Below are 23,709 nucleotides of genomic sequence, written 5' to 3'. Positions count from 1 at the left end.
GTCTTTTTAGTGGAGATAAATGTATAAAGTGTATAGTGTTTAAATTTTTCGAACATACTAACGGTAGAAACTATTAAGGAGGAATATTTATGTCAATGGAATTACTACAAAAAATGCGCAAAGTGAATAGATTATTACAACGTGTAGGATCAGATCGCGTAATCTTCTCAGATATTTGCGAAGTAATCAGTGATGTAGTTCAATCAAACGTATTAGTAATTAGCAATAAAAGCAAGGTGTTAGGTATTCATAACCTATTTGCAAATGACATTGTTAATGAAGAACAATATATCGGTTATGCAATTAATGACCAACTTATCTCTATGATGGACGTAAGAGATAACATTTCTATGGAAACTATTTTTGCAGATAGTGCAAATAGCGGAAATTACATTGGGTGTGTTGTACCAATCGTAGCAGGTGGACAAAGACTTGGTACATTCGTACTTTACAAACAAAAAAATCAAGGAAGCTATGCAACAGAAGATATGATTCTTGCTGAATATGGTGCAACAATCGTAGCTGTTGAAATGCTTACATCTCTTAAAGATGAAACAGATGAAGAAGCTCGTAAAATCGCAGTTGTTAAATCTGCAATTGGTACATTATCATACTCAGAGCTTGAAGCAATCTTCCACATCTTTGAAAAACTTGATGGAACAGAAGGTTTACTTATCGCAAGTAAAATTGCTGATAAAGTTGGTATTACACGTTCAGTTATCGTTAATGCACTTCGCAAGTTTGAAAGTGCTGGTGTAATCGAATCACGTTCTCTTGGTATGAAGGGAACATACATTAAAGTATTAAATGATGCTTTAATTGAAGAATTAAACAAGCTTAAAAAATAATATAAAATGATTAAGAGTCTTAGGCATTTAGCCTTAGACTCTTTTTTATTGTTTAAAAAGTTTGCAAAAGAATAACTTTAATACTTATACTTTTAAGTTTTAGAGGTAGAAAAAACTTTATGCAATTTCTTGAATACAGGACTATAAATTTCTGAATAATTAGTTAGGTTGAATAAAAGTATTTATTGCACATTGTTATAAATACTATAAATCCTATAGAGATTTATAAATATAATGCGTAATTTATAAAAAAAATGAATTTTACTAGACAAAAAAAATCATTTTAGATATAATTACTGTATACATAATAATTTATATTTATACTATATATAAATAATATTATAGACAAGGGGGGGTCACATTTATGCAAAATGAATTAGCTTTGTTCTTATCCTATTTGAATGATGTTAAACATTCATCTGTCAATACCATTCAATCTTATGAGCGTGACTTAAAATATTTTTTTAAATTTTTAAGTGAACATCAAATTGATCAAGTGAATGAAATTAGTTGTGAATGGATTCAAACATACTTAGATTATATGAGAAGTTTGAATAAATCTTCATCTACTATTTCAAGAACCTTAGCTTCTATTCGAGCATTCTTTTTCTATCTCATTAAAGAAGGTAAAGCTTATGAAAATCCAGCAGTTGCTATTGAAATGCCAAAAATAACAAAAAAGGTGCCGAAAATTTTATCTGAAAATGATATATCTGTATTACTAAATGAACCACATACAACAGATATTAAAGGAATACGTGATAAAGCCATGCTAGAACTCCTTTATGCAACGGGGATAAGAGTGACAGAACTCATTACATTAAAGGTGACTGATATTAACCTCAATCAAGGGTATATTATTTGTAGGGATCAAAATAAAGAACGCTGTATACCAATTGGCAAACCAGCCATTACTGCATTGAAAAATTATTTAACAGATGTACGATATGCTATGATTCGCGATCAGCATGAAGAAGCACTTTTCGTTAATTGCAATGGATTACCATTAACGCGTCAAGGCTTCTGGAAAATATTAAAAACCTATGCAAAGAATGCACATATTGAAGCAGAAATTACACCACATATGCTGAGGCATTCATTTGCAGCACACCTTATTCAACATGGGGCAAATTTAAAATCCGTTCAACAAATGTTAGGGCATTCGGATATTTCAACAACACAAGTTTATACTCATATAGCTAAATAAACTATAAAATAGAAAATAACAGGGATAAAACCCTGTTATTTTTTTGTTATTTGGTATACAATACGACTATAACCAAATAATTGAAATATATGGATAAGGATGTGATTGACGTGAACAGAGTTATTTGGATTGTCTTAGATAGTGTTGGAATGGGTGCTATGCCAGATGCCCATTTATATGGTGACGTGGATACAAATACACTTGGTCATGTTTATAATATGAATAAAGGTCTTAGCTTACCAAACCTTACAAAATTAGGACTTGGTAATATTGAAGGGATGCAAGAACTCGATAAGGCTGATCAACCTATTGGGACTTATGCAAGACTTGGTGAACTTTCAAAAGGAAAAGATACAACAACAGGACACTGGGAAATGGTTGGTATTCATACTGAAGTACCGTTCCCAACTTACCCAAATGGTTTCCCAAAAGAAATTATGGATGCTTTTGAAGCAGCTATTGGTACTAAAACACTTGGAAACTGTACAGCATCGGGAACAGCGATTTTAGATGAACTTGGTGAAGAACATATGAAAACAGGATATCCTATTGTTTATACATCAGCAGATAGTGTATTCCAAATTGCTGCACATGAAGAAATTATTCCACTTGAAAAATTATATGAAATGTGTGAAATCGCTAGAAACCTATTAAAAGGTGAGCACGAAGTATCTCGTGTTATTGCAAGACCGTTTTTAGGAACACCAGGCAACTTTACACGTACACCTAACCGTCACGACTATGCAGTGACACCACCAGCAGACAACTTACTTGTTTATGCTAAAGAAAAAGGTTTAGATGTAATCGCAGTTGGTAAAATAGAAGATATTTTTGCAGGTCAAGGTGTAACTTATGCAACACATACCAAATCAAACGAAGATGGGATTAAACAAACGATTGATTTAATCAAAAAAGATAGTCATGGACTTATCTTTACAAATTTAGTTGACTTTGATATGAAGTGGGGCCATCGTAATGATTGGGAAAACTATGGTAAAGGCTTAGAAGAATTTGACCGTTACTTACCAGAAATCATGGCTGCAATGAAAGAAGATGACCTTCTAATCATTACAGCTGATCATGGCTGTGACCCAACAACCCCAGGAACAGACCATACAAGAGAATATGTTCCATTACTTGCTTATAGCAAACAACTTAAAGAAGGTCGTGATTTAGGAACACGTAATAGTTTTGCAGATATTGGTCAAACAGTATGCGAAATCTTTGGATTACAACCACTTAAAATTGGTGAAAGTTTCTATTCACAACTATCTAAATAAGAGGGGGAGGATTCCATGAGAATTTATGACATTATTGAAAAGAAAAAATTAGGTGGTACTTTAAACCATGAAGAAATTCAGTTTGTTGTAACAGGCTATACAGATGGAAGCATACCAGACTATCAAATGTCAGCCCTTTTAATGGCCATTTACTTCCAAGGTATGAACGATGATGAAACTGCTCACTTAACAGAATGCATGGCTAAAAGTGGGCAAATGCTAGATTTATCAGCTATCTCTGGTATTAAAGTGGATAAACATAGTACAGGTGGTGTAGGTGATACAACAACGATTGTACTTGCACCTTTAGTTGCAGCAGCAGGTGTACCAGTTGCCAAAATGTCAGGTAGAGGTCTTGGACATACAGGTGGAACGGTAGATAAATTAGAATCTTTCCCAGGTTTCAAAGTAGAACTCGGTCTAGATGACTTTATTAATAATGTGAATAAACATGGTGTTGCAGTTGTAGGACAGACTGGTAACTTAGCACCAGCTGATAAAAAAATCTATGCTCTTCGCGACGTAACAGCAACTGTGGACAATGTATCTTTAATTGCGGCATCTATTATGTCTAAGAAAATTGCTGCAGGTTCTAATGCAATCGTACTGGATGTAAAATGTGGAAGTGGTGCCTTTATGAAAACACTAGATGATGCTAAATTACTTGCAGATACGATGGTGCGTATTGGTAAAGCAGTAGGTCGTGATACAATTGGTATTGTAACAGATATGAACCAACCTTTAGGTAACGCCATTGGTAATAGCCTAGAAGTTATTGAAGCCATTGAAACATTAAAAGGTGAAGGACCAGAAGACTTAACACTTTTAACAGTGACTTTTGCAGCAAATATGTTCCTTTTAGCACATCGTGTTGAAACATTAGAAGAAGGTATTCAACTTGCAGAAGAACTTATTGCTTCAGGTAAAGCCATGGATAAACTTTGTGAATGGGTAGCCTCACAAGGAGGCAATCCAGATTCAGTACGTGATTATAGCCTTTTACCATCAGCTTCAAAAGACATGGAAGTTGTGGCAAAACAAGCAGGTTTTGTAGAAAGTATTGAAACAGAGCTTATTGGAAAAGCGGCTTTAGTACTTGGTGCAGGTAGAGAAAATAAGGAAAGTGTTATTGACTTAGGTGTAGGCCTTATTATGCATAAGAAGATTGGTGATCAAGTAGAAGCTGGTGATTCACTAGCAACACTTTACTACAGTGACCAATCTAATACAGAAGGCGCAATGCGTTACATCTATGAAGCTTATAAATTCAGTCAAGATAAAGTGGAAAAACCACAACTTATTTATACAACTATCCGTTAGGATACAAGCAGAGAGAAGAGTAAAATCTTCTCTCTTTTTGTATACCCTTTAATCAATTAAATACTTGGTTAGGTGTAAGGGCGTGTAGGTGATCTTATCACATGCTTGAAGGTTTTGCCTTCTAAGAAGAAACATTTACTTCTATCTCTTCACCACGGTGTACTACTGGAAGTGAAAACTTACCTAACTGAGTAGAAAAGTACGGTGATGGGTAGGTGATCTCCATGTAGATTTTTTCCAGAATGGACTTAGAATGTGTTAACGAATATGAAGGAAGGGTTTATGCGAGTGTGTGAGTGATAGCGAGTTTTCACGTGTTCTAACTGAATAGGAGTTTACACATTCTTAATCCATTTAAGCAAAAGTGAAAGGGGGAAAATATTTATTTTATAAATGTAGACTAATTTCTTACAATACATAGTATATTTTGACGTAAATAACAAATAATAGAAATAAATTGTAAGGAGGTAGAAAGATGTTAAGAAAAAAAATCATTGCTACCATACTACTTCTTACATCCCTTGCTAGCGTATTTAGCGTATATGCAGAACCAGCAGCAACTGGAGCTGGTATGGCTGAAACAGCTAGAAGTTATGTACTTATGGAAGCAAGTAGTGGCAAAATTTTGCTAGAAAAAAATATGGATGATGAAATTCCACCTGCTAGTATTACAAAAGTTATGACGCTTTTACTCATTCATGAAGCAGTAGCAGCAGGGAAAATTAATTGGGATGACCCTGTAACAGTAAGTAGCCATGCTGCTGGTATGGGTGGTTCTCAAATCTTCATGGAAGAAGGCGAACAACAACCTGTACGTGACCTTGTCAAAGCAATATGTATTGCATCTGCAAATGATGCTGCTGTTGCAATGGCAGAGTATATTGGTGGAAGTGAAAGCCAGTTTGTAGATATGATGAATGCACGTGCAAAAGAACTTGGTATGGAACATACAACATTTAAAAATGCTTGTGGTTTACATGTAGATGGACATGTTTCTTCTGCTCATGATGTTGCACTTATGTCTAGAGAACTTATTAGCAAATTCCCAGAGATTTCTAAAACACTTACAACATGGATGGACACCATTACACACCATACACGTAAAGGTGATACAGAATTTGGTCTTACAAATACAAATAAAATGATTAAATGGTATAATGGTCTTACTGGTCTTAAAACAGGTTATACACCACAAGCCAAACACTGTGTAAGTGCAACAGCAAATCGTGATGATATGAACTTAATCGCTGTTGTTATGGGGTCTCAAGATGGTAAAATTAGATTCCGTGAAGCAGCACAACTTTTAGATTTTGGTTTTGCAAACTACAAAGTTAAAAAGGGCCCAGAAGTAGGTGAAGTACTTGGTAGTATGAAAGTTAAAAAAGGTGATATGAAAGCAGTAGAGCTTACAATAGAAAACTCTATGGCCTTTGTCGTGCCAAAAGATCGTACAGAAAAAGAATTTTCATATGAAATCAAATATGATGATGAAAATGTCATCGCACCAGTCTATAAAAATCAAAAGCTTGGAACCATTGTTTATAGCTTAGATGGTGAAGTGGTGGGTGAAGCACCTCTTGTAGCAGCTTTTGATGTGGGTAAAGCTAAATTTAATGATATGCTCCCTTATATGGCGATGCGTTATTTCAGATTAAGCTAGATAAATATGCCTTAGAAGGTAGAGACTAAACAAAAGGTCTCTACCTTTTTTATAGTTTATCTTGCAATATGGTGTCGAAATAGCTTAAACTGTTAATAGATTGTTGTCAGTAAGGAGAAAATGAATGAGTGTAACATTTAAATTAGAAGATTTTGAAGGTCCTCTGGACTTACTCCTTTATTTGCTCGAAAAGAACAAAATGAGTATTTGTGATATAGAAATTTCTTCTATTACAGACCAGTATTTAGCTTATATAGAAAGTTCAAATACACTTGAATTAGAACAAATGAGTGAATTTATCGTGATGGCGGCAACTTTACTCTATATTAAATCTAAAATGCTTTTACCTAAGCCTCCTAAAAATGAAGAGGTTAACGAAGAAGACCCTAGGGAAGAATTAATTAGAAAGCTATTAGAATACAAAAAGATTAAGTACGTTTCTCATGAATTAGATGAACGCCAAAATGGTTCTTCAGATTTCTGTTTTAGAAATCATGAAAGTAACGATAAGATAGAAGTACCCGTACCAACTACAGAAGATATCTTAATTGATGTTACCCTTGAGCAACTTTATGAAGCTTTTCAGAACTTAATGAAGCAAAAGCAAATTTTGGTGCATCAAAAATCTAAGAAAATTGATTCTTCTATATTAAAAAAGGATACCTATACAATTGAGCAGAAAGCACTCTACATTTTAAACTTATTAGAGTTAAATGGAAGAGTATCTTTTTTTGAGTTGTGTACAGTAAGTATGCCAAAAGTAGAACGTATTGTAACTTTTATGTCCATCTTAGAATTAGTACATAAAAAACAAATTCGAATTGTACAGGAAAAGCCTTTGGCAGATATTATTATTACAGGAGTGAAAGAAGATGCAAAAGACTGAACTTGAGAGTGCATTAGAATCCATTCTTTTTTATGTAGGTGATAGTGTGCCAAGTGGCAAGCTCTCAGAAATTTGTGAAGCAGAAGAAATTACCATTCATATGGCAATTTACAGGCTAAATGAATGGTATGAAAAGACAGGAAGTGGCATTGAAATCATAGAAGTAGACAATGGTTATCAAATGTGTACAGTACCACGAAATATTGGTTATATTCAACGCTACAAGCAAAAGCCAGTGAAGAAGCTACTTACCCAAGCCTTGCTTGAAACATTGGCAATTGTGGCCTATTCTCAGCCGATTACAAAGGCACAAATTGAGGATATTCGTGGTGTAAGATGTGAGCACGCTGTTAGTAAACTTTTAGAATATGATTTGATTGAAGAAGTAGGAAGGCTCAATGTTATTGGACGTCCTATTTTGTTTGGTACCACAACCAGCTTCTTACGTCACTTCGGCTTTAAAAACATTGAAGAACTTCCTAAAGTGAAGGAAGAGTTAATTGAGCGTTTTAAAAAAGAAATAGAGGAAGAAATGAATTATATTTCTGAAGAAACAGCCAATGAACAATTAAAGAATGAGCTAGAAAATAGTGAGGAAACAGATGCAAACGATAAAGAATAAGCTCTAATAAACCTATTAAAATGTATAAAATGGAATAGTATGAGGTATGCTGAATCATAGAATATACATTGGTTTTGAGGAGACGATTAGAATGAAAAAACGACTTAAAAGTATCGTTGCGTTAACACTTTTAATGACACAATGTGTTTATGCGAGTGAAGGTCCAGGAACAATCTATTCAAAAGGATCTGTTTTAATAGAGAAAGATAGTAAGCGTATTTTATATGAACAAAATGCACATGAACCACTTCCTATGGCGAGTACAACAAAGATTATGACTTGTATTGTAGCCATTGAATCAGGTAAATTAGATGAGATTGTGACAGTATCTAGCCGTGCGGCACGTGCGCCTAAAGTAAAATTAAACCTTCAAACAGGTGAAAAACAAAAACTAGGTGACTTACTTTATTCACTTATGTTAGAATCACATAACGATACAGCTATAGCTGTAGCAGAACATGTAGGCGGAAGTGTAGAAGGCTTTTGTGAAATGATGACCGAAAAAGCAAAAGAATTAGGTGCTGAAGATACTTGTTTTGAAACACCTAACGGTTTAGATGGTCCTAATCATCATGCAACAGCTTATGATATGGCCCTTATTGCAGCATATGCCTTAGAAAATCCAAAATTTGTTGAGATTATTACAACACCTGAAAAAAGCATTCCAACAGAAACAGTTGAAGGAAGCAAACCTCATCAACTTAGAAATAAAAATCGCTTTTTAAGTCAATACCAAGGTGCAGAAGGTGTTAAAACAGGATTTACAAACAAAGCAGGTCACTGTTTTGTAGGTGCCGTTAAAAAAGATGGTATGGAGCTTATTGGTGTTGCACTGGGGGCAGGTTGGAATGATAAAGGTAAATCACGTAAGTATACAGATGTGATCAAATTAATGAATTATGGTTTTGATAACTATAAAAAGTATCAAGTTATTGAAGATGGTGAGAACTACGGTGTTGTTCCTGTTATAGAAGGAAAAGAAGAACAAATTGAAGTGCATCCAAAAGAAGATATTATTTTGCCATTATCAGCAGAAGAAAAAGCAAGTGTGGAAATCAAAAAAACACTTCCAAATGAAATAGAAGCACCTATTGTAGAAAATCAAGTGATAGGTAAATTAGAAGTGGTATGTGGCAATACTATTATTGAAAAAACAGAGCTTTTAGCAAATCGCAGTATAGCGAAGGCTACTTTGATGGATAAAATCAAGAAGTTTTTCAATATAGAAGATAAATAAAGGTATAAACACAGAATAAATAGGCAACAACCCTAATAACATAGACATACAATACAGACAAAATAGTAGGTAACAAAAGAAAGGGTAGATTTATGCGACTACAAAAATATTTAGCCCAATGTGGCGTTGGATCAAGAAGAAAATGTGAGCAGTATATTGCAGAAGGTAAAGTAAAAGTAAATGGACAAGTTGTAACTGAACAAGGCGTACAAGTAGAGGAAGGGGATGAAGTCCTCTTTGAAAATCAGCCTGTACAAGAAGAAGAACAATTAGTATATTACTTACTTAATAAACCAACAGGTTATATTACATCTGTAGCAGATGAAAAAGATCGTCCAACAGTTTTAGACTTAGTAAAAAACATTCCTTATCGTATTTTTCCAGTAGGACGTCTTGACTATAATACAACAGGACTTCTTATCTTAACAAACGATGGAGAGCTTACTTATGCCCTCACACATCCAAAACACCATGTAGATAAAACTTATGTTGTTAAAGTAAAAGGTGATATACGTCCATCAACACTTCAAAAGCTTCAACAAGGTGTAGTCATTGATGGTTATTTAACAGCACCAGCAAAAACAAAAGTTATTCGACAAAATGGTGCAACAACAACTTTCAGTTTAACTATACATGAAGGTCGTAATAGACAAGTTAGAAAAATGTGTGCAGCAGTAGGTTATGATGTCCTACGTTTAACACGTGTATCTATGGGATCACTTGAACTTGGCGATTTAGAATCAGGATCTTATAGACCACTGACCAGACAAGAGGTTAATTATTTAAAAGGATTAGGTGAATAAAATGCTCAGTCGTAATATGACCAATAACTTACATCTTCTTATTGAACAACACCTCAAAATGTGGGGGAAACAAAATTTAACAGCAATGGACGGAACTCTAGGTAATGGTTATGACCTAGAGTTTTTGCATAGTCAAGAACAGGTTTCAACCCTTTATGGCTTTGATATACAGCAGCAAGCCTTAGATAATAGTAGAGAGAAAATAGTTAGTTCTACAAAGGAAGTACATCTTATTTTAGATTCTCATCATCATTTAGAGCAGTATATAGAAGGCGAAATTGATTTAGCCGTATTTAATTTAGGGTATTTGCCTGGAGCAGATAAGGGTGTTGTGACTCATACAGAAACCACTTTAGAAGCCTTACAAAAGGTAATGGACAAACTATCAGATGGTGGCCTTTTAGCTGTTATGACTTATCCAGGGCATGAGGAAGGCCGTAATGAACATGAACATATTGAAACCTTTTTGCAAAGTTATCATGTTAGGGAATTTTCTATTTTACATTTGAATGTAATGAATGTAAAAAAGCCTTGTCCTAATTGTTTCTTAATTTTGAGAAAAAAATAACGATTTGTTTGAAAAGTCGAGTTAAATGTCACAAAATATAATATATAATATAAAAATATATTGTATATTATATTTTTGTTTAGTATACTGTAATTGGCAATCTTTATACTTAGTTTTTCAAATTTTTTTACTAATTGGAGGGTATCAGATGAGCACATTACAAAAATTATCTGAACTGGAAGCTCACAAATCAGCCATTCAAAATGGTTATGATGAAGCAGCTAAAAAGGCAGTTTTAGATAAAGGTAAACTAACTGCTAGAGACAGAATTACACATTTACTTGACGAAAATAGTTTCGTTGAAATTGGTGCTTTCATTACAAGTAAAACCACAGCTTGTAAAGGGGAAAAAGTACAAGCACCAGCAGACGGTGTAGTATGTGGCTATGGTACAATCGAAGGCAATCTTGTTTATGTATATAGCCAAGATCCAGCTGTATTAGGTGGATCAATAGGGGAAATGCATGCGAAAAAGATTGTTAAAACATATGATGATGCAATCAAAATGGGTGCACCTGTTGTAGGCTTTATTGATACAGTAGGACTTCGCCTAGAAGAAAGTATTGAAGCACTAAATGGGTATGGAATGATTTTTGGTAAAATGTCAGAAGCTTCAGGGCTTATTCCACAAATCTCAGTAGTATGCGGAGATTGTGCAGGTGGTGTTTCCTTTATAACAGGATTATCTGACTTTACATTTATCTCAACTAAAAATGGACAGATGTACTTAAATAGTCCTAATACCCTTGAAGATAAAAAAGCATCGTTTGATACAGTAGCAGCATCAAATGTACATTTAAGTCAAAGCGGACTTGCACATTTTGGCCAAGCTGATGAACAGGTGTTAATTGAAGAAGTACGTAACCTTATGAGTTACTTACCTGCAAATAGTGACGATGAAGCACCTTGTTATCAATGTGTGGATGATTTAAATCGTGTAGACGAAGCACTTAATCAATTTGACTTTGAAGTAGCAAATGCCAAAGACATTGTAACTTCAATTGTAGATGACTGTACATATGTAGAAGTAAGTAAAGAATACGGTGCAAAAGCTTTAACAGCGTTTGCAAGAATGAATGGTGTAACAGTTGGTATGATTGCAAATACAGAAAAAACTGTTGATCTTCAAGCAATAGAAAAAATAACTCAGTTTGTAAATTTCTGTGATGCATTCAATATTCCACTAGTAACCCTCTCTCAAATTGAACGTATTGAATCCACAGTTGAAACAGAAAAATCGGGTATTATTAAGGCAGCTAGTAAATTAGCTTTTGCTTTTGCAAATGCCACTGTACCTAAAGTCAATGTCATCTTAAAAGAAGCTTATGGAATGGCATACACCCTCATGAATAGTAAACATTTAGGTGCGGACTATGTTTATGCATGGCCAACAGCTGAAGTTTCTACAATGAATAGTGAAAGTGCTGTTAAAATCATGTATGGGGAAGAACTTGAACAAGCTACAGATAAAGTAGCAGTAATGAATGAAAAAATTGCTGAATTTGAAGCAACTCATAGTAGTGTTTATGCAGTAGCTGCACATGGCTACATTGATGATATTATTGAACCAGCTGCAACAAGAAAACGCGTTATTGCTGCCCTTGAAGTGCTTTATACAAAACAAGTGGCAAGTACACTTAAAAAGCACCCAACAGTATAAGGTAGGTGAGCCAAATGGAATTTAGTTTGAATTTTGGTGCCATGGTAGATGGATTAAGTGTTTTCTTAATCGGTGTGTCAATGGTATTCGTAGTGCTTCTTATATTAATTGCTTTAATCAAAGTAACAGGTATGATCGTTGCAACAATTGAGAGTAAGAAGGATACTAATAAAGAAGTAGCAGTTACAGTAGTACAAGAAGAAGTACCTGTTGTAGAAGCAGTAGATGAAACTTCAGAGCTTGAACTTGTTGCTGTGATTACAGCAGCTATTGCAGCAAGTCTTGGTACAACAGCAGATCAGTTACAAGTTCGTTCATTAAGACAAATTAACAGACATAGAGCATAAGAAAATAGGGAGGGTTCAAAAATGAGAAAATTTCAAGTAACAGTTAATGGGAATACATACGAGGTAGAAGTTGAAGAATTAGGTGCAGGTGTAAGCACATCAGCAGCGCCAGTAGCTCAAAGACCAGTGGCACCAGTAGCAATGCCAAAAGCAGCGGCACCTGTGACACCAGCAGTTCCAGCGGCAACAGGTCAAAATAAAGTTGTTGCGCCAATGCCAGGTAAAATCGTAGATGTAAAAGTTAAAGTAGGTCAAGTTATTAAAGAAGGTGATCTTGTTGCTATTTTAGAAGCTATGAAAATGGAAAATGAAGTTTTTGCATCTGCATCAGGTACTATTGCATCTGTAAATGTATCTTCAGGTGCTATGGTAGAAGCAAACGATGTGATTGTTTCTATTAACTAATCTTTTGACCTAACGCTATAGAGGGGGAAACAAAAATGAATATATTGAATGTCTTCGTAGACGCGGTCAAAGAATTCTGCATGAGTTCGGGTATTGCGCAAATGGACTGGAAATATGCAGCCATGATTATTATTGCCTGTGTATTACTTTACTTAGCCATTGCAAAAGGCTTTGAACCACTTTTACTTGTACCTATTGCATTTGGGATGTTACTTGTTAACTTACCAGGCGTGGGCATTACAGCACATGATGCAATGAATGAGGTAACAGGTAAATTAGAACCAGGTGGACTTTTATACTACATAGGTATGGGTAAAGAGTTAGGAATCTTCCCACCACTTATTTTCATTGGTGTAGGTGCGATGACAGACTTTGGTCCACTTATTGCCAATCCTAAAAGCTTACTTTTAGGTGCTGCAGCCCAACTTGGTATTTTCGTAGCTTTCTTAGGTGCACTTTTACTTGGATTCACAGGTCCAGAAGCTGCATCAATTGGTATTATCGGTGGCGCAGATGGTCCTACATCTATCTTCGTAGCAACAAAGCTTGCACCACACTTACTTGGAGCAATTGCAGTATCTGCTTATTCATATATGGCGCTTGTACCACTTATTCAACCACCAATTATGAGATTGTTTACAACTAAAGAACAACGTATGATCAAGATGGAACAACTCCGTCCCGTTTCTAAAATAGAAAAAATTGTGTTCCCAATTGTTGTTACAATCGTTGTATCTCTTATTTTACCATCAGCAGGCACTTTAGTAGGTATGCTTATGTTTGGTAACTTATTAAAAGAAGTTGCTTCTACAAATCGTTTAGCGGATGTAGCAAGTAATGCAATGATGTCTATTATTACTATTTTATTAGGACTTTCAGTTGGTGCTTCAACAAGTGCAGAGAAGTTCCTTAACATGAATACACTTGGTATTTTATGTTTAGGTTTATTTGCATTTATCGTGGGAACAACAGGTGGCGTACTCTTTGGTAAGATTATGTACTATGCAAGTGGTAAGAAAATTAATCCACTTATTGGTGCTGCAGGGGTATCAGCTGTACCAATGGCTGCACGTGTTGTTCAAAAAACGGGTCAAGAAGAATGCCCAACAAACTTCTTACTTATGCATGCAATGGGTCCAAATGTTGCAGGGGTTATTGGATCAGCGATTGCAGCGGGTGTACTACTATCAATTTACGGTTAATAAGGGAGGCACATTTACATGTCAGAGAATATTGCAAGACCTGTTAAAATAATGGATACAACCTTACGTGATGCGCATCAATCACTTATTGCAACACGTATGACAACTGAAGAGATTTTACCAATTGCTTCTAAAATGGACCAAATTGGTTTCCATGCAATGGAAGTATGGGGCGGCGCAACATTTGATGCTTGCCTTCGCTTCTTAAATGAAGACCCATGGGAAAGACTTCGTAAAATTCGTAAAGAAGTTAAAAATACAAAGCTTCAAATGCTTTTTAGAGGACAAAATATTTTAGGTTATCGTCATTATGCAGATGACGTAGTAGAATACTTTGTACAAAAAAGTATTGCAAATGGTATTGATATTATCCGTATCTTTGATGCTTTAAATGATATGAGAAACTTAGAAACAGCAGTAAAGGCTACACATAAAGAAAATGGTCATGCTCAAGTTGCGATTTCTTATACATTAAGTGATGTACATACTTTGGAATACTATATTAAACTGGCTAAAAATATTGAAAATATCGGTGCACATTCTATCTGTATTAAAGATATGGCTGGGCTTTTAGTACCTTATGAAGCAGAACGTTTAGTAAAAGCTTTAAAAGCAAATACAAATCTTCCTATTCAACTTCATACACACTATACAAGTGGGGTTGCTTCAATGACTTACCTAAAAGCAGTTGAAGCAGGATGTGATATTATTGATACAGCTATGTCACCACTTGCTATGGGTACATCTCAACCAGCTACAGAAGTTTTAGTTGAAACATTTAAAGGTACACCATATGATACAGGTATTAATACAGAAGCATTAAGTGAAATCACTGAGTACTTTAGACCAATGCGTGAAGAAGCACTTGCAAGCGGTCTTATGAATACAAAAGTATTAGCTGTAGATATTAATACACTTCGTTACCAAGTACCAGGTGGTATGCTTTCTAACTTAGTATCTCAATTAAAACAACAACATGCAGAAGATAAATACTATGAAGTATTACAAGAAATTCCAAAAGTACGTGCAGACTTTGGTTACTTACCACTTGTAACACCAACAAGCCAAATTGTAGGAACACAAGCTGTACTAAACGTACTTGCAGGCGAACGTTACAAAATGGTTTCTAAAGAATCTAAAGGGATTGTACGTGGGGAGTATGGTTGTACACCAGTACCAATCAAAGAAGAAATTGTTAAAAAAATTATCGGTGATGAAACGCCAATTACTTGTAGACCTGCTGACTTACTCACTCCAGAACTTGATAAACTTGAAAAAGAAATGGCTATTTATAAACAACAAGATGAAGATATCCTTTCTTATGCTCTATTCCCACAAGTTGCAATGGACTTCTTTAAGTATCGTGAAGCACAGGGGAAGAAAGTTGACCCAACAATTGCGGACAAAAAGAACAAAGCTTATCCAGTGTAAGTAGTAAAATGCCAAAAAGACTACAGGAATACCTATCCTGTAGTCTTTTTATGCGTTAATTCATAAAATATCGTTGTAAAAAGTAAAATATAATATATAATGATACTAGATAAAAGATAAAGAAGGTATTTGAAAGGAAATGAATATGAATAATGATTTAATTCATCGCATTAAGAAAAGTATGCCTAAACTCAGCAAAGGGCAGAAACTCATCGCTAATTATATTTTAGAACACTACGAAAAAGCAGTGTTTTTGACAGCGGCAAAACTAGGAACAATAGTGGGGGTAAGTGAGTCAACAGTTGTACGTTTTGCAAACGAATTAGGATATGACGGGTACCCTAAGTTCCAAGACGCATTAGAAGAGCTTGTAAAGAGCAAATTAACTGCGATGCAAAGATTAGAAGTTACTACAGATCGTATTGATGTGAATCACGTTCTGAAAAGTGTACTTCAAACAGATCAAGAAAAAATTGCATATACCATTGAACAAATAGATGAAGAAACTTTTGATATGGCAATTGATAAGATACTAGCAGCAGACACGATTTATATCTTAGGGGTAAGAAGCTGTGCAGGTCTTGCAAGTTTCCTAGGATTTTACTTCAATATTATTTTCCCAAGGGTTAAAGTGATTAATACAAATAGTATTAGTGAGATCTTTGAGCTTTTACATCATATTAGTGAAAACGATGTCATTATTGGTATTAGTTTCCCTAGATATTCAAAACGTATTCTCAAAGCATTAGAATATGCACGCTCAAGACAGGCTGGTATCATTGCGATTACAGATAGTTATATTTCACCGATTGCACAATACGCAGAGCATACTTTAATTGGACGTAGTGAGATGGTATCTTTTGTAGACTCACTTGTAGCACCACTTAGTATCATTAATGCAATTATTGTTGCAGTCAGCTTACGTATGAAAGATGAAATTTCAACCAACTTAGATAATCTTGAAACAGTTTGGATGGAATATGAAGTTTATGATGATACAAGGGAAGTGAATACACCACATTATACGACCCCAACAACAGTTAAGGAAAAATGCGATTAAAGAGAGGGATAAGATGAATAATACTATTGCCATTAGAGGTGCTATTACAGCTGAAAATACAAGAGAGTCTATTCTATGCCAGACAAAAGCACTCTTAGAAGCTGTATTAATGGCCAATCAGGTAAAAATAGAAGAAATTATACAAATTACATTTACTTGCACAAAAGATTTGGATGCAGCTTATCCAGCTATTGCAGCACGTGAGTTAGGTATTACAGAAGCTGCACTTATGTGTATGCAAGAGATGGAGGTAGTGGGTTCACTTGAACACTGCATCCGTATTGCACTCATTTGTACAAGCAGCATAGTAACACAAAAAACTGCAAGGCACCAATATTTAGGTGAAGCCTGCAAATTACGTCCAGACCTTGCAACTTTTTCTCTTGCATTAGACGGGCCAGCAGGTGCAGGTAAAAGTACCATTGCTAAACGTATTGCGGGAGAATTAAGTTGTACATACATTGACACAGGTGCAATGTATCGTAGTGTAGGACTATACTGTATACAAAGAGGTATTGATTATACAATAGAAGCTTTAGTTAATGAAGCTTTAGAAGATATACACATTGATTTAACCTATGAAAATGCGAATCAACGTATTTACTTAAACGGTGAAGACGTAAGTGAAGCCATAAGAACACAAGAAGTAGCAGCTTCTGCATCTAAAGTAGCAACTTACGAAAAAGTACGTATCGCCTTAGTTGAGATGCAAAGAAAATTAGCACAAACGAAGTCTGTTGTTATGGATGGACGCGATATTGGTACAGTTGTACTACCTAATGCTACATTAAAAATCTTCTTAACAGCATCTAGTAGTGAGCGTGCAAAAAGAAGGTTAATGGAGTACCAAGCAAAAGGTATGGAGGTAAGTTTTGAAACATTATTAGAAGAAATTGAAGCACGTGACTATCAAGATATGAATCGTAGTGTTTCACCACTTAAAAAGGCAGAAGATGCAGTAGAAGTAGATACAACAAGTCTTACAGTAGAGCAAATTGTTGAACACATCATAGGATTACTTAAACAAAAGCAATAGGAGCTGATAAGATGAAAGTTTTACTTGCAAAAAGTGCAGGATTTTGTTTTGGTGTAAAACGTGCAGTAGATATGGCATTTGATACAGATGCTACTAAAACAACTTATACACTAGGACATATTATTCATAATGAAGCAGTAATTAATAAGCTTCATAACAAAGGAATTCATTCAGTAGAAGAATTAGACAATATTCCAATGGATCAGGTGATTATTCGTGCCCATGGTGTACCAGAAGATGTGTATAAAGAAGCGAACGATAAAGCCATTCATGTTGTTGATGCCACATGTCCTTATGTAACTAAAATTCATAAGCTTGTCAATAGACATGAAAGGGATGGATACAAAATTATCTTGATTGGTGATGCAAAACATCCAGAGATTATTGGGATTAATGGATGGACAAAAGAAGGTTGTATCATATTAAAAAATATTGATGAACTAGACTTAAGTAAGTTAAGTAAAGAAGAACGCTATTTTGTTGTTTCACAAACGACTTATAAGAAAGCAGTAGTAGACGAAATTGTGAACACCTTAGAACAAGCAGGTTATGACATCAAATTTACCAATACAATTTGTAGCGCAACATCAGAAAGACAAGACGAAGCACGTGAAATAGCTGGTCAAGTAGATGCTATGGTTGTAATAGGAAGTCGTTTGAGTTCTAATACGCAAAAACTTTATGAAATTTGTCAATCCATATGTCCGAATACACATTGTATTGATGATGCTTCTATGTTAGAAAAAGAATGGTTTGATGGAGTAGAAGAAGTTGGTGTAACAGCAGGTGCTTCTACACCTAGTGATGTGATTAATGAAGTCCTCACAAAACTAGAACAAATCTAATAGATGCATGGGAGAAGAGCATGAACTATACAGAATTTAAGACAGGTATATTAAGGCTTACCGGTGTGGATTTAAATGCTTACAAAGAAAATCAAATGAAAAGACGTATTGATGCTAATATACGTAAGCATGGATGTAAAGAATATGAGGACTACCTAGCATTACTTAAAACGAATAGAACCCTTTATGATGAATTTTTAAGCTATATTACGATTAACGTATCAGAGTTCTTCCGTAATCCCAATCAGTGGGTCACATTAGAAACAGAGATTATTCCCATGTTGCTTAAAAAGAAGGGGAGCATTAAGATATGGAGTGCAGCATGCTCAACAGGTGATGAGCCTTATTCATTAGCTATGTTGTTATCCAAGTTTATGCCCCTTCATCAAATTAAGATTATTGCTACAGACATAGATCAAGAAATACTTGCCAAAGCTAAAGCTGGCGAGTACATAGATAAACATTTAACCAATGTACCTAAAGATTTACGAGACCGTTTTATCATCCAAGAAGGGGATAAATACGTGATTTCTCCTGAAATCAAAAAATGTATTCAATTTCAACAGCACGATCTTTTAAAAGATCCTTATCCGGAACGTATAGATCTTATTGTATGTCGTAATGTACTGATTTATTTTACAGAAGAGGCTAAAAATGATATTTATACAAAATTTAGTCGTTCTCTAAATAAAGAAGGTATTTTATTTGTTGGAAGTACAGAACAAATCATTGGTTCACAAAAATTTAATCTAAATCCTTATCGTATTTTCTTTTATGAAAAACAATAAAAATAGTATTTTAATATAAAAGCCCTATCTTACTGGCATACGATCGCGAGTAAGGTAGGGCTTTTGGTTATTGGGGTGAATCACTAGTAAGTTTAGATAGGCTCTTTAGAATTTGTCTAAGAAGGGAAGGAATATGAGGTGCAAATGTATTTGGATCATATGGAGTATAGCATACCTTGTTACAATCTTGCCAGGAGCGTTCAGATTCTTCTAAGGTATAAGGGAGATAATAACCTTCTTGTTCTAAATAGCATTGATCTTTTGCAACCTTTTGGCGCATGGAAGCTGGAAGAAGTTTAGCTAGGGATTTGTGCATCAGTTCACCTTCAATAAGATAATAGTCTTTAGCTGGTAAATAAGTTTTAAGAGTGAGAAGATGTGCTTCTAGTTGAATCTGAAAAATGTTTTGTTCTGTATCATAGTGGCATACTACATGCTTACACGTTAAATCAAAAGATTTTGAGTAAGTAAGTGTAGGGGAGAGGCGAAAAACTAAAGACTGTTCTTTTAGAACTGTTTCTTTTAAGTCATTGCTACTTAAGTGTTTAAGAAACTGTAAGTAGTTAAAAAGAGCTTGTAAACTTAAAAGTTCTTCTCGGTTGTGTTCTAAGATAAGTGTTTGATAGGCCTCGCTTGGTGTTTGTAAGGAGAGTTTTGCAAGTTTTGCTAGTTCTTTACCTGTACTTGTTTGTAAACGCTTAAATCCTGCTTGAGACTCTAAGGTGGTACGTTTAGCCTTAGATGGCTTAAGATCTACGAGATGACAAGCAGTTAAAAAAGAAGCATCCAAATCATAAGCTTCTAATTTAAAAGTTAGAAAAGGCCATTCAAAATGTTTACCGCCATAAGTGTAAATACGATTGAATTTGTGTAATGTTTCCATAAGTGTATAAAGAAGTTTGATTTCTTCTTCAGTGTTTTCAATGAGCCACTGTTCAAGGAGAAAATCTCCTTCATTTAATGAAGCAAGACCGATGCACATAATGTGATCATTCTGTTTTGATAAACCTGTTGTTTCAAAATCTAAAAAGCAAGTGTCTTTAGAAATGAAAGAATCCGTCACAGGTAAAGACTTTTTTATGTAAATCATCAAAGAATCATCCTTTCTTGTATATTTTTATTTTACAAAGACTTTATAAGGCTTTCAAGAGGTATTAAGAAAAAATATAAGGTTTACGTAAAAATGATATAGGTGAAATGAATTATCTGTAAAATGAAGCATTTTATATTTTTTAATTCATTAAAAATAATTATATCTAACATAAATCGAATAAATATATAAAATTTATTATAAATTTGTCTTGAAATTGAAATATATATTAAGTATAATTTCAAATATAAATATAAAGATTGACGGAGGGATATTATGAAAACAAAAAGATTATTTGCTATGGGATTAGCAATGATGATGAGTTCGATGAGTTTTGTAGGATGTCAACAATCAGGAGGAAATGGAGATACCATTAGAATTGGTGCAAGCTTCGACTTAACAGGTTCTTGTGCACAATACGGTATTGCAGCAAGTAATGGGGCAAAACTTGCTATTGAAGAGTACAATGCAGCAGGTAGTATACTAGGCAAACAAATTGATTTTATCTTAGAAGATAATAAGGCAAATCAACAAGATGCAACCAATGCTTTCAAAAAATTAGTAGAAAATGATAAAGTCGTGGCATTCATTGGTTCTGATATTAGTAGTACAACAGAAACCATTGCTCACTTAGCAGCAGAAAAAAACATTCCAATGATTACACCAACAGGTACCAAGGAAGGGATTACCGCAATTGGTAACAATATTTTTAGAGCATGTTACATAGATCCAGCACAAGGTGAACTTCTTGCTAAGTTTGCAACAGAAGATCTAAGTGCAACAAAGGTTGCAATGCTTGTAAACTCAGAGTCTGATTATTCATCAGGTATTGCAGAAGCATTCGAAGAGCTTTTTGTAGCAAATGGTGGTGAGATTGTTAGAACTGAAAAATATGGAAGTAATGATGTAGACTTTAAACCTATCTTAACAAATATCAAAAATGCCAACCCAGAAGTTATTGTTATTCCAGATTACTATGAAACCATTGCGAATATTGCAACACAAGCAAGAGAAATTGGTATTACAGCAACACTTATTGGTGGTGATGGATGGGATGGTGTAACAGAAAAAACTGTAAACAACCCAGAAGTTGTAGAAGGCAGCTATTTTGTTAACCACTATACGGTAGAAGATACATCTGATATCGTACAAAACTTCATTACAAGTTACAAAGGGAAATACAATGAAGAACCTAATGCTTTCGCAGCACTTGGTTATGATGCAGCACGCATTATGCTTGAAGCGATTAAAACAGCAGGTTCAACAGAAGCGGATGCGGTGGTAGCAGCTATGCAAAATACATCTTTAGCTTGTGTAACAGGAGATGTTACATTCGATGAAAACAGAAACCCAGTAAAATCTGTATCTGTTATTCGCATTGAAAATGGCGAAAACAAACTTTACAAAAAGTTAGATGCAGTTAAATAGAAAGTAGATTGATGAGGGGTTGTTGTATAAGTGCAACAGCCCCACATTTTAAAAGTTTAGCACGAGTTATGTAAAATCAAGAGGAGAGGGGACTTTGTATGGACTATGGTACACTTTTTATTCAGCAAATATTAAATGGTCTACATATCGGTAGTATTTATGCGTTGATTGCATTAGGATATACGATGGTATATGGGATTGTAAAACTTATAAACTTTGCACACGGAGATATTATGATGGTGGGGGCATATATTGCTTTTGTCATGATTGCCGTATTTGGCTTGCCGCTTCCAGTTGCTATTATTATTTCTATGATGTCTTGTGCAGTGATTGGGATGGGGATTGAGAGGATTGCTTATAAGCCTCTTCGTAATGCACCAAGAATGTGGGCGCTTATTACGGCCATTGGTGTAAGCTTTTTCTTAGAAACGTTATTCAATATTTTATTTGGAGCAAGCTCTAAACCCTTCCCAACCATTTCTTTAGAACCTATTCAAATTGGCCAGCTACAAATTAGTAAGATTATGTTGATTTCTTTAGGTTTATCTCTTTTATTAATGGTTGCTTTAGAACTTTTCATCAAAAAGACAAAACTTGGGAAAGCCATGCGTGCAGCATCAGAAGATGCACAAGCAGCATCACTTATGGGAATTTCAGTTAATAAAACCATTTCTATTGCTTTTGCAATTGGTTCAGCTCTTGGAGCAATGGGAGGGATTCTCTTTGCCATGGCCTACCCACAAATTAAACCTCTAATGGGGGTTATGCCTGGACTTAAAGCCTTTATTGCAGCTGTACTTGGTGGTATTGGTGTCATACCAGGTGCCATGCTTGGCGGTTTCTTACTTGGGATTATTGAAAGTTTGGCAAAAGGATTTTTCTCTGTATTTTGGGCAGAAGCTTCATCTTGGGCAGATGCCATTTTATTCTTAATCTTAATTTTAGTACTCTTACTTAAACCATCAGGTATTTTAGGTAAGAATATACGAGAGAAAGTGTAGGTGAAAAAAATGGAAAAACTTAAAACGAACAAAACACTTACCTTTTTAATAGGAACTATCTTGATTTATGCACTTTTGATGCTTGGTATGAGCGTAGGCATTATTAATTACTACTATACAGGTGTACTTATTTCTATTTTAATTAATGTGATTATGGCAACTTCATTAGCACTTGTAACAGGTTACTTAGGGGAACTTGTACTCGGGCATGCAGGGTTTATGGCAATTGGTGCGTATACTTCTGCACTTATTACAATGAACTTAGATTTGCCTATGTTTATTGAGTTTCCAATAGGACTTATTGTGGGGGGAGTATTTGCTGCTTTTATAGGGGTTTTAATAGGGATTCCAGCACTTAGACTACGTGGAGATTATTTAGGTATTATTACACTTGGTTTTGGTGAAATCATTCGTATTGTCCTTAATAACCTTAAAATTACTAATGGGGCAAAAGGTCTTTCAGGTATTTCTAGTTATAGTAATTTTTCAATCACATTTGTTATTACAGCTGCAATTGTAGCAACTTTATTCTTACTTATTAAATCCAGACATGGCCGTGCTATTATTGCTATTCGTGAAAATGAGATTGCAACAGATTGTATTGGAATTTCAACGTTCTATTACAAAACTTTTGCTTTTGCTATTGCCGCCTTTTTTGCAGGTATTGGTGGTGGATTGTATGCCCATTACTTACAGGGGCTTACGCCAAGTAGCTTTGGATTCTTAAATTCGATTGAGTACTTAATTATCGTTGTACTTGGAGGAATGGGCAGTTTAAGTGGTACCATTATTGCAGCCATTGTTTTAGGCATATTAAATGAAATGCTACGTGCTTTTTCAGAATACCGTATGCTTATTTATTCAGTAGTACTTGTTGTAATGATGATTTGTAAAGCAAAAGGAATTACTTTTAAAAGTATCTTAGGGAAAGTGGGATTAGAAGGTAAATTCAAAAAAACAGTAAGCTTAGGAAAGGAGGAATAGT

23 protein-coding genes are annotated in these 23,709 nt (G+C 34.8%); 22 read left to right on the top strand and 1 reads right to left on the bottom strand.

Features of this window, described 5'->3' with window-relative positions:
* Positions 1-89: 89 nt before the first annotated feature.
* The 19 genes from codY (at position 90) to BN2390_RS15025 (ending at position 19,205) form a co-directional block, all read left to right on the top strand.
* Positions 90-848, top strand: coding sequence for a GTP-sensing pleiotropic transcriptional regulator CodY (gene codY / locus BN2390_RS15115; protein WP_053985148.1), 759 nt, complete (start codon positions 90-92; stop codon positions 846-848).
* Positions 849-1,212: 364 nt separating this feature from the next.
* Positions 1,213-2,055 (top strand): site-specific tyrosine recombinase XerD, encoded by an 843-nt coding sequence (xerD, locus tag BN2390_RS15110; RefSeq protein ID WP_053985147.1) that lies wholly within the window; start codon positions 1,213-1,215, stop codon positions 2,053-2,055.
* A gap of 110 nt (positions 2,056-2,165) precedes the next feature.
* Complete coding sequence (locus BN2390_RS15105) at positions 2,166-3,335, top strand: phosphopentomutase (RefSeq protein ID WP_330373803.1); 1,170 nt, start codon at positions 2,166-2,168, stop codon at positions 3,333-3,335.
* 15 nt (positions 3,336-3,350) lie between these two features.
* Positions 3,351-4,655, top strand: a complete 1,305-nt coding sequence (locus BN2390_RS15100) for a pyrimidine-nucleoside phosphorylase (RefSeq protein WP_053985145.1) — start codon at positions 3,351-3,353, stop codon at positions 4,653-4,655.
* 475 nt (positions 4,656-5,130) lie between these two features.
* Positions 5,131-6,315, top strand: a complete 1,185-nt coding sequence (locus BN2390_RS15095) for a D-alanyl-D-alanine carboxypeptidase family protein (protein ID WP_053985144.1) — start codon at positions 5,131-5,133, stop codon at positions 6,313-6,315.
* A gap of 124 nt (positions 6,316-6,439) precedes the next feature.
* Positions 6,440-7,201, top strand: coding sequence for a segregation and condensation protein A (locus BN2390_RS15090; RefSeq protein ID WP_053985143.1), 762 nt, complete (start codon positions 6,440-6,442; stop codon positions 7,199-7,201).
* Complete coding sequence (scpB, locus tag BN2390_RS15085) at positions 7,188-7,823, top strand: SMC-Scp complex subunit ScpB (protein ID WP_082238808.1); 636 nt, start codon at positions 7,188-7,190, stop codon at positions 7,821-7,823. Before BN2390_RS15090 ends, scpB begins: the two co-directional genes overlap by 14 nt.
* A gap of 91 nt (positions 7,824-7,914) precedes the next feature.
* Positions 7,915-9,060: a D-alanyl-D-alanine carboxypeptidase family protein gene (locus BN2390_RS15080; protein ID WP_053985142.1), complete on the top strand. Its 1,146-nt coding sequence runs from the start codon at positions 7,915-7,917 to the stop codon at positions 9,058-9,060.
* Between the two features lie 92 nt (positions 9,061-9,152).
* Positions 9,153-9,863 carry a pseudouridine synthase gene (locus BN2390_RS15075; RefSeq protein WP_053985141.1) on the top strand — a complete coding sequence of 237 codons (711 nt, stop codon included), beginning with the start codon at positions 9,153-9,155 and terminating at the stop codon, positions 9,861-9,863.
* Between the two features lies 1 nt (position 9,864).
* Entirely contained in the window at positions 9,865-10,431 is a 567-nt protein-coding gene (locus tag BN2390_RS15070) for a tRNA 5-(aminomethyl)-2-thiouridylate-methyltransferase MnmM (protein ID WP_053985140.1), read from the top strand.
* 148 nt (positions 10,432-10,579) lie between these two features.
* On the top strand, positions 10,580-12,091 hold the full coding sequence (locus tag BN2390_RS15065; protein WP_053985139.1) for an acyl-CoA carboxylase subunit beta: 1,512 nt from the start codon (positions 10,580-10,582) through the stop codon (positions 12,089-12,091).
* A gap of 14 nt (positions 12,092-12,105) precedes the next feature.
* Positions 12,106-12,438 carry an OadG family protein gene (locus BN2390_RS15060; RefSeq protein WP_053985138.1) on the top strand — a complete coding sequence of 111 codons (333 nt, stop codon included), beginning with the start codon at positions 12,106-12,108 and terminating at the stop codon, positions 12,436-12,438.
* Positions 12,439-12,459: 21 nt separating this feature from the next.
* The gene (locus tag BN2390_RS15055; RefSeq protein WP_053985137.1) at positions 12,460-12,843 is read left to right on the top strand and encodes a biotin/lipoyl-containing protein; all 384 of its coding nucleotides are present in this window, start codon (positions 12,460-12,462) and stop codon (positions 12,841-12,843) included.
* Between the two features lie 80 nt (positions 12,844-12,923).
* Positions 12,924-14,045, top strand: a complete 1,122-nt coding sequence (locus BN2390_RS15050; protein ID WP_334291895.1) for a sodium ion-translocating decarboxylase subunit beta — start codon at positions 12,924-12,926, stop codon at positions 14,043-14,045.
* 18 nt (positions 14,046-14,063) lie between these two features.
* Positions 14,064-15,476 carry an oxaloacetate decarboxylase subunit alpha gene (locus BN2390_RS15045; RefSeq protein ID WP_053985135.1) on the top strand — a complete coding sequence of 471 codons (1,413 nt, stop codon included), beginning with the start codon at positions 14,064-14,066 and terminating at the stop codon, positions 15,474-15,476.
* A gap of 145 nt (positions 15,477-15,621) precedes the next feature.
* Positions 15,622-16,536, top strand: coding sequence for a MurR/RpiR family transcriptional regulator (locus BN2390_RS15040; RefSeq protein ID WP_330373802.1), 915 nt, complete (start codon positions 15,622-15,624; stop codon positions 16,534-16,536).
* A 13-nt stretch (positions 16,537-16,549) separates the two neighbouring features.
* Positions 16,550-17,572 carry a (d)CMP kinase gene (gene cmk / locus BN2390_RS22350; protein ID WP_082238805.1) on the top strand — a complete coding sequence of 341 codons (1,023 nt, stop codon included), beginning with the start codon at positions 16,550-16,552 and terminating at the stop codon, positions 17,570-17,572.
* Positions 17,573-17,583: 11 nt separating this feature from the next.
* Positions 17,584-18,417, top strand: a complete 834-nt coding sequence (gene ispH / locus BN2390_RS15030; RefSeq protein ID WP_053985133.1) for a 4-hydroxy-3-methylbut-2-enyl diphosphate reductase — start codon at positions 17,584-17,586, stop codon at positions 18,415-18,417.
* A gap of 20 nt (positions 18,418-18,437) precedes the next feature.
* Positions 18,438-19,205 (top strand): CheR family methyltransferase, encoded by a 768-nt coding sequence (locus tag BN2390_RS15025; RefSeq protein ID WP_053985132.1) that lies wholly within the window; start codon positions 18,438-18,440, stop codon positions 19,203-19,205.
* 67 nt (positions 19,206-19,272) lie between these two features.
* Here the strand turns inward: BN2390_RS15025 and BN2390_RS15020 are convergent, their stop codons facing one another.
* Positions 19,273-20,295 carry a ribonuclease H-like domain-containing protein gene (locus BN2390_RS15020; RefSeq protein ID WP_053985131.1) on the bottom strand — a complete coding sequence of 341 codons (1,023 nt, stop codon included), beginning with the start codon at positions 20,293-20,295 and terminating at the stop codon, positions 19,273-19,275.
* 276 nt (positions 20,296-20,571) lie between these two features.
* Here BN2390_RS15020 and BN2390_RS15015 point away from each other — a divergent pair, with 276 nt between their 5' ends.
* From BN2390_RS15015 to BN2390_RS15005, 3 genes are all read left to right on the top strand, one after another.
* The gene (locus tag BN2390_RS15015) at positions 20,572-21,723 is read left to right on the top strand and encodes an ABC transporter substrate-binding protein (RefSeq protein ID WP_198524924.1); all 1,152 of its coding nucleotides are present in this window, start codon (positions 20,572-20,574) and stop codon (positions 21,721-21,723) included.
* A 98-nt stretch (positions 21,724-21,821) separates the two neighbouring features.
* Positions 21,822-22,724 carry a branched-chain amino acid ABC transporter permease gene (locus BN2390_RS15010; RefSeq protein WP_053985129.1) on the top strand — a complete coding sequence of 301 codons (903 nt, stop codon included), beginning with the start codon at positions 21,822-21,824 and terminating at the stop codon, positions 22,722-22,724.
* 9 nt (positions 22,725-22,733) lie between these two features.
* Positions 22,734-23,708: a branched-chain amino acid ABC transporter permease gene (locus BN2390_RS15005; RefSeq protein ID WP_053985128.1), complete on the top strand. Its 975-nt coding sequence runs from the start codon at positions 22,734-22,736 to the stop codon at positions 23,706-23,708.
* Position 23,709 lies beyond the last annotated feature (1 nt).

The organism is Niameybacter massiliensis (assembly GCF_001282685.1).
GTDB lineage: Bacteria > Bacillota > Clostridia > Lachnospirales > Cellulosilyticaceae > Holtiella > Holtiella tumoricola.
Note: the sequence above shows the minus strand (reverse complement) of the source record. Positions and strands in the feature narration are given on the sequence as shown.

Excerpts from the sequence above, each read along its gene's own strand:
- codY (WP_053985148.1), top strand. The coding sequence starts at position 90 with ATGTCAATGGAATTACTACAAAAAATGCGCAAAGTGAATAGATTATTA.
- xerD (WP_053985147.1), top strand. The coding sequence starts at position 1,213 with ATGCAAAATGAATTAGCTTTGTTCTTATCCTATTTGAATGATGTTAAA.
- BN2390_RS15100 (WP_053985145.1), top strand. The coding sequence starts at position 3,351 with ATGAGAATTTATGACATTATTGAAAAGAAAAAATTAGGTGGTACTTTA.
- BN2390_RS15095 (WP_053985144.1), top strand. The coding sequence starts at position 5,131 with ATGTTAAGAAAAAAAATCATTGCTACCATACTACTTCTTACATCCCTT.
- BN2390_RS15090 (WP_053985143.1), top strand. The coding sequence starts at position 6,440 with ATGAGTGTAACATTTAAATTAGAAGATTTTGAAGGTCCTCTGGACTTA.
- scpB (WP_082238808.1), top strand. The coding sequence starts at position 7,188 with ATGCAAAAGACTGAACTTGAGAGTGCATTAGAATCCATTCTTTTTTAT.
- BN2390_RS15080 (WP_053985142.1), top strand. The coding sequence starts at position 7,915 with ATGAAAAAACGACTTAAAAGTATCGTTGCGTTAACACTTTTAATGACA.
- BN2390_RS15075 (WP_053985141.1), top strand. The coding sequence starts at position 9,153 with ATGCGACTACAAAAATATTTAGCCCAATGTGGCGTTGGATCAAGAAGA.
- BN2390_RS15070 (WP_053985140.1), top strand. The coding sequence starts at position 9,865 with ATGCTCAGTCGTAATATGACCAATAACTTACATCTTCTTATTGAACAA.
- BN2390_RS15065 (WP_053985139.1), top strand. The coding sequence starts at position 10,580 with ATGAGCACATTACAAAAATTATCTGAACTGGAAGCTCACAAATCAGCC.
- BN2390_RS15060 (WP_053985138.1), top strand. The coding sequence starts at position 12,106 with ATGGAATTTAGTTTGAATTTTGGTGCCATGGTAGATGGATTAAGTGTT.
- BN2390_RS15055 (WP_053985137.1), top strand. The coding sequence starts at position 12,460 with ATGAGAAAATTTCAAGTAACAGTTAATGGGAATACATACGAGGTAGAA.
- BN2390_RS15050 (WP_334291895.1), top strand. The coding sequence starts at position 12,924 with ATGAGTTCGGGTATTGCGCAAATGGACTGGAAATATGCAGCCATGATT.
- BN2390_RS15045 (WP_053985135.1), top strand. The coding sequence starts at position 14,064 with ATGTCAGAGAATATTGCAAGACCTGTTAAAATAATGGATACAACCTTA.
- BN2390_RS15040 (WP_330373802.1), top strand. The coding sequence starts at position 15,622 with ATGAATAATGATTTAATTCATCGCATTAAGAAAAGTATGCCTAAACTC.
- cmk (WP_082238805.1), top strand. The coding sequence starts at position 16,550 with ATGAATAATACTATTGCCATTAGAGGTGCTATTACAGCTGAAAATACA.
- ispH (WP_053985133.1), top strand. The coding sequence starts at position 17,584 with ATGAAAGTTTTACTTGCAAAAAGTGCAGGATTTTGTTTTGGTGTAAAA.
- BN2390_RS15025 (WP_053985132.1), top strand. The coding sequence starts at position 18,438 with ATGAACTATACAGAATTTAAGACAGGTATATTAAGGCTTACCGGTGTG.
- BN2390_RS15020 (WP_053985131.1), bottom strand. The coding sequence starts at position 20,295 with ATGATTTACATAAAAAAGTCTTTACCTGTGACGGATTCTTTCATTTCT.
- BN2390_RS15015 (WP_198524924.1), top strand. The coding sequence starts at position 20,572 with ATGAAAACAAAAAGATTATTTGCTATGGGATTAGCAATGATGATGAGT.
- BN2390_RS15010 (WP_053985129.1), top strand. The coding sequence starts at position 21,822 with ATGGACTATGGTACACTTTTTATTCAGCAAATATTAAATGGTCTACAT.
- BN2390_RS15005 (WP_053985128.1), top strand. The coding sequence starts at position 22,734 with ATGGAAAAACTTAAAACGAACAAAACACTTACCTTTTTAATAGGAACT.